At 42.4% G+C, this 6,263-nt stretch carries 5 protein-coding genes; all 5 read right to left on the reverse strand.

All coding sequences use genetic code 11. The features are described 5' to 3' along the window. Nucleotides 1-2,737, reverse strand: a 2,737-nt coding sequence (locus tag RMO27_RS03360) for a type I polyketide synthase (RefSeq protein ID WP_309729086.1), incomplete at its 3' end; no start/stop codon positions are given. A 139-nt stretch (nucleotides 2,738-2,876) separates the two neighbouring features. Continuing rightward, on the reverse strand, nucleotides 2,877-4,247 hold the full coding sequence (locus RMO27_RS03365; RefSeq protein ID WP_309729089.1) for a fatty acid--CoA ligase family protein: 1,371 nt from the start codon (nucleotides 4,245-4,247) through the stop codon (nucleotides 2,877-2,879). Beyond that, the gene (locus RMO27_RS03370; protein ID WP_309729091.1) at nucleotides 4,244-4,948 is read right to left on the reverse strand and encodes an SDR family oxidoreductase; all 705 of its coding nucleotides are present in this window, start codon (nucleotides 4,946-4,948) and stop codon (nucleotides 4,244-4,246) included. The genes RMO27_RS03365 and RMO27_RS03370 overlap by 4 nt, the downstream gene beginning before the upstream one ends. Continuing rightward, complete coding sequence (locus tag RMO27_RS03375; protein WP_309729093.1) at nucleotides 4,941-5,255, reverse strand: hypothetical protein; 315 nt, start codon at nucleotides 5,253-5,255, stop codon at nucleotides 4,941-4,943. The genes RMO27_RS03370 and RMO27_RS03375 overlap by 8 nt, the downstream gene beginning before the upstream one ends. Nucleotides 5,256-5,773: 518 nt before the next feature. Next, a partial coding sequence (locus RMO27_RS03380) for a DUF4386 family protein (protein ID WP_309729095.1) occupies nucleotides 5,774-6,263 on the reverse strand: 490 nt, incomplete at its 5' end.

A 6,263-nucleotide genomic window follows, 5' to 3' on the forward strand; every position in this document is an offset into this window, starting at 1 on the left:
CGATCAAAGGATGAGCGGTGGCCAGACGGGATAATACTTGCGGCGGCGATGGTTTTAGCCAAAAAGATTTGCGTTCAAACGGATAGGTCGGAAGGGGAATTCGCTGACGTTCGTAATCTCGATCGAATCCGCTCCAATCAACTGATATCCCCTGTTCGGACAAAACGACCAAACTCCCTAGCATTGACGACCAATCCGACTGCGTGGGACGCAAGCTTGGCAACCAAACTCCCACTCCATCTGGTAAACATTGACGACCCATTCCCAATAATGTCGGTTTGGCACCACATTCCAAGAAAATTGTGTAGCCCTCCTGCCGTAACGTTTGCATACTGGCTGCAAATTTTACAGGCTGTTGAATATGACGACACCAATACTCTGGGGTCGCAATTTCCGCTGTGGCAATTTCGCTGGTAACATTGGAGATCAAGGGGATTTTGGGCATCGCGTAGCTAATCTCTCGGGCAACGATCTCAAAATTCGGCACCATGTCGGCCATCAGCGGCGAATGAAATCCATGGGAAACTTTTAACGGTGTTGTTTTGATCTGTTGAGATTCCAGTGCGGTGACGACTCGATCGATCTCTGCGGATTCACCAGAGATTGTCACCTGGCTCGGCCCATTTACAGCCGCGATGGCAACTGCCGCCCCGCTCGTCGCAATCGCTGATTCAACTGTTTCCAGCGTCGCAAACACCGCAACCATCGCGCCATTTTCGGGCAGATCTTGCATTAATCTGGCGCGATGGGCAATGAGTTTTAAGCCATCTTCTAAACTAAAAACTCCGGCGATACAAGCCGCTACATATTCCCCCACACTATGACCCATGACGGCATCAGGCTCAATTCCCCAAGATTGCCATAGTTGGGCGAGGGCATATTCCAACGCAAATAAGGCTGGCTGTGTATAGATAGTTCGATCGATTAGATCGCTGGCGGCTGCGTCTGCATATAATATTTCCAGCAATGGCGTATCTAAATAGGCTCGCAAAATTTCGTCACAGCGATCAATACAATTACGAAAAGTCGGTTGCGTTTCGTAGAGTTGTCGCCCCATGCCGACAAATTGAGAACCTTGTCCAGTAAAGAGAAAGGCCATCAGCGGGTTCGCATCGTTTTCGACATGGACGATCGATCCTGTGTCCAAGTTATCGGTAACAAACCCCTGTAACTGGGCTTGTAGCTGTGCCTGAGACTGCGAGATGGTTGTCAGTTTGTGCGCAAATTGCCCGCGTCCAGTATTCGCTGTATAGCAGAGATCGGCTAGGCTAACTTTTGAGTCAGCGTTAAGAAAACTGAGATATTGTAACGATAGTTGTTTGAGAGCTGCTGCTGTTTGCGCTGAAAGGGTCAATAAATGTAGCGGACGCTCCAATAAAGGCTCGGGTCGCTGATGGATCGGAGCTTCTTCCAAAATCACATGCGCATTTGTACCCCCAAATCCGAAGGAACTTACCCCAGCGCGACGAGGATGACCGTTTGCTTCCCACTCGGATAGTTTTGTATTGACATAGAAAGGACTTTTCGCAAAATTAATGCGGGGATTAGGCACCTCAAAGTTTAAGCTGGGGGGAATTTGTTTGTGTTTGAGCGCAAGGACAGTCTTAATTAGACCCACAATTCCAGCCGCAATGATGGAATGCCCCACATTCGTCTTCACGGAGCCAATTGCACAAAATTGTTTTTGTTGAGTACTCTTGCGAAAGGCTTTGGTGAGAGCTTTGACTTCGACTGGATCTCCCAAGGTTGTGCCGGTGCCATGAGTTTCAATATAGCCAATACTTTCTGGTGTAACTCCAGCATTCTTTAAGGCAGCAGTAACGACCGTAGCTTGTCCGTCTACACTGGGTTCGGTATAGTTGAATTTGAGATGTCCATCGTTATTAATCGCCGAACCTTTAATAACTGCATGAATAAAATCGCCATCAGCGATCGCTTCAGTCAATTTTTTGAGAACGACAATTCCGACGGCATCTGTCCATACTGTCCCTTGGGCTTTGGCATCAAAGGCATGACAATGTCCATCAGGGGACAACATCATCCCTTCTTGATAAAGATAGCCCGTTTTTTGCGGCAACCGAATCGAAACACCTCCGGCGAGGGCAACGTCGCAGTCTCCTACTCGTAAACTATTACAAGCCAAGTGCAATGCCACTAGGGACGTCGAACAAGCGGTTGTCACATCGACAGCAGGACCTGTTAGATGAAGTTTATAAGCGACTCTGGTTGACAAACCAAAGTTGTTGACATAGGCAGTTACGCCCAATGGCGAACTGATCAAATCATGATTGGATAGATGGTAATGGCTCTGAACATGCTGATGTAAATAACTGAGATCGGGGTTAGCTCCGGCATAAATTCCCACACATTTGTCGTTGCCTTGGGGATGATAACCAGCATTTTCTAAGGCTTCCCAAGCACATTCCAACAACAGACGATGTTGTGGATCGGCCATTGCCGCTTCTTGAGGGCTAAATCCAAATAAAGAAGCATCAAATAGATCGATATCTTCTAAAAAAGAATCGCGCTTGACATAATTAAGATTTTCCAAGAGGTCGGCACTGATACCTCGATCGTGTAAATCTCGATCGGATAGAGCAGAACTCGATTCTATTCCATTAGCAAGATTATCCCAAAATTGTTCTAAAGTTTGAGCACCAGGGAACCGACCAGACATCCCAATGATCGCAATGTCTGAGTCAGCAACGATCGAAGTAGGTAGTAGTGATTTTCCCATAATTACAATCGACGAAATATGATTTTAAAGTACAATTCTCAAAGTGGATTTGCCAGAAGATAAAAATGTAAAAACACGATTCCCCGACCCTGTTTGCCTCAAGGATTTCGAGCAAGGGAGTTCGATAATCGACTTTTATCTAGTTATTAGTGCCTGACAAAGGTAGTAATTGCGGCTTAATTTTTTTAAACCTTTCACTATACTGTTTCTCGTCAATAACTTTAACTTTCAGCGGAACTTTGTAAGCCTGAAGTTGACCGCGACAATATTGCTGCAATCGCCGAGAAAATTGCTTGGGATCTTCAGGATTCATTAGCGTCACGATAGTGCAGACAATTTTACCTGTGATGGGATTGTCTTCGCCATAGACTGTCACCTCAGCAACGTTATCTAGCATCTGAATAACATTTTCAACTTCGGCAGGGTAAACTTTTTCACCACCAACATTAATAATCTCTGATTTACGTCCCAATACTTTGACATAGTCCCCATCAACTTCAACTGCATCTCCGGTATTGAACCAGCCATCTTCGGTAACTGGACTCGGAGCATTCAGATAACCCAACATCGTTGTCTGAGATTTGACATGCAGGATTCCATCAACAATTCGAGTCTCAAAATCTTCGCCTTGCAATTTAAACCACAGGGAGTTAGAATCTTTCGATTTTGAAGATAAAATCCCTACTTCGGATAGACCGTAGGTTTGAGCTAAGCGAAGATCTGGGAAAAGATGGTTTAACCGAGTCAATGTATGAATTGGCATCGGTTCTGTTCCATAGCTAATGGTTTTCAAAGAACTTAAGTCATGCCGCTTATACGCCTCACTAATTAGAATTAAATTGAGAAAAGTTGGCGAAGTTGGCAATAGTTCTACTTGATAGGTTTCAATAGCATTTAACACCTCATCAGGATTGCGAGCTTCAACAGTCACTACACACCCACCGTTGGCCAGGGTGTGTAACATTGTATTCACACCTCCAATATGGTCGTACAATAAAAAAGTAATCGTTCTTAACGCGCGTTTAGGAGTATGATACTTTGCGAAAATTTTATTTAAATCGTGGATTGTTGCTTTACTTTTTCCGGTCGAGCCTGATGAAAATAACACAAGCCCAGGATGCTTTAAATTGCGTAGAGTTTGGTAGAACTCATAATCAGCAGCGTAGGATAAACCCTCGATCTTAACAGTATCGTCTTGACCGATCTTGAATACGACTTGACCCTGCGCTATTTCGGAAAATTCTGATTTTTTCTTCATTGACGCAGTCGTCAGTGGTACTAAAATACACTGGTGATGAGCTAGTGCCAGAAATAAAGCGATTGCATTCGGAGAAAAATCTCCTTCAATTAGTGTGACAGTTCCGGGTTGAATTTTCTCAAAACCAATAACATTCAACCAGTAGTTAATGCGATTTGATAGCCATTCGTATGAGAATGTTTGTTTGCGCCAAACGATAGCACTTTTAGCAGCATTTTGCTCGAAAACTTTGAAAAGAAAGTCGATACTCATGAGACACCTCCTAAAAAGATTGTTTGTCCTGTAATAAAGTTGCTTTTCGGCTGAATAAAAAAATCAATGACATTGCTAACATCTTCAAAGTTGCCAAGTCTGTGAATAGCTTGACGCTGAATTAGCTGTTCGATTTTTTCACTAGAAATTGCTCTAATTAAATCGGTTTGAATTGGAGTCGGTCCGATCGTATTAACAGTAATGTTGTATTCTGCTAATTCCCTTGCCATAATTTGACTTAGAGAAATAATTGCTGATTTGGAAGCGGCGTAAATGGCTTCTCCTTCAAGCTTTAATGGAGTAGCAACTGTAGCGAAATTAACAATGCGTCCCCAGCGATTTTTTTGCATTAATTTAGCTGCTTCGCGAGACAAGAGAAATGATCCGACAACATTGGTTCTGAGCACGTTCTCAACAGTATTAATCGGCGTCAATAGGCAGTGATTCATCGAAGCAATTCCAGCATTATTAATCAAGCAATCTAAACGTTTGTAGATTTTCTTGATTTCTAAGAACATTTTTTTGACTGCTATTTCATCACTAATGTCCAAGCAAAAATGTAGATAGTTTTTAGCTTGATAATCAATTTCTTGGCGACTACAGCCGATCACAAAGTATCCTTGCTCAACATAATATTCGGCCAGGTATCGACCAATTCCTTTGCGAGTTCCAGTAATCAGTACAACGAGGTTTTCATTCATTAGCTGATTCCTTGATCGACCGATCTAGATACTCAACTAATCTAGCAACTGTCCTGAACGGACTCCGTTTTTGGGACATTGCCCGCTCATCAGTTAAGCTAACTAGGACACCAAATTCCTCTTCTAGCTTTTCCTCAATTATCAAAATCAAACTAACTAATTCTAAGGATTTTAGATTACCTGACTCTCCAAAAAGAATAGTATTAACATCTTGATGTAACTTTCGATCTTCGGGCAATTGCTGATTGACTTCATCAATTGCACTAAATACTAAATCAACTATCTGTGGGACTTGAACTGCAATCATCAGAAAAATGTATATGAAATTTTGTCAGAGTTACTTTGGCTTGGCAATTTGGCAATATTTAATCGGGCTATCTTAAGCAAAGAAAAGCTGCAAGTTACGTACTTTGTTTGATTGCTTTTATTATACCTAAAATTAAAATTAGTTTCAGTGATCTATATTACAAAATTAATGTTAATAAGTGTGATATTTATGACAAACAAATAAAATAAAAAGTTAGATCGCAAAACATGTGCCTGATTTCACATCGGCTTTATAGTTTTGTTGTCACGAATAAAATTCACAACAGAAGTTTTTATCTATTAGAGAACTATAAATATTTCTCCAATAGATTAGATGTCCTTCAAAAGTGACGAATTCATCAAACTAACTTTCTGCTCGTCGATATCGCCTATATGTTTATTAAACTCTCAACCTGACTGAGTTTGGGACTGAGAACAACTGACTTGTTTCTAACTTGTGAATGCTTTATTTTTCAGACTGGTAGTGCATTCGTTATGAAGTATAGCTTCGATCGCGATCTAGTCATCACTTCGATACGCAGGTGCGGAATCTGGCTGGTGGCGTAATAGAATAACGCCCATCGCTAAAAACCACATTTGCAAAGAGCTTACTGATACTGAAATCAACGCTCCTAAATCTACTCCAAACAACTTTGCTAGTTGAATAGCCAAGAGGGTTGCCGACACTAGACCAAAAAACCCTAGCCATTGTGGCAATACTCTTGTTTGGAGAATTCTTAAGGACACGATCGCTAGCCATAGTCCCGCAAATAAGCTGACCCCCAATACTTCACCTACAGATCCCGCATAGTCATTAAGAGCGCGATAGACTACAGAGATCGACTCGCGGATTGAAGCAGATGTCGTTGGATTTGTATAAAGTATCGCTAAAGCAGGCATCGCTACTAGCCATCGAATTATACCCAAGCACCGAGCGACCGCCGAAGCTATTCCAAAACCGGCTGCGATCCTCAGCCATACTGAATCAGATCGATCGTGATTCAAAACT

Origin of the sequence: Chamaesiphon sp. OTE_75_metabat_556 (genome assembly GCF_031378165.1) — a bacterium.
Lineage (GTDB): Bacteria > Cyanobacteriota > Cyanobacteriia > Cyanobacteriales > Chamaesiphonaceae > Chamaesiphon.

Excerpts from the sequence above, each read along its gene's own strand:
- RMO27_RS03365 (WP_309729089.1), bottom strand. The coding sequence starts at position 4,247 with ATGAGTATCGACTTTCTTTTCAAAGTTTTCGAGCAAAATGCTGCTAAA.
- RMO27_RS03370 (WP_309729091.1), bottom strand. The coding sequence starts at position 4,948 with ATGAATGAAAACCTCGTTGTACTGATTACTGGAACTCGCAAAGGAATT.
- RMO27_RS03375 (WP_309729093.1), bottom strand. The coding sequence starts at position 5,255 with ATGATTGCAGTTCAAGTCCCACAGATAGTTGATTTAGTATTTAGTGCA.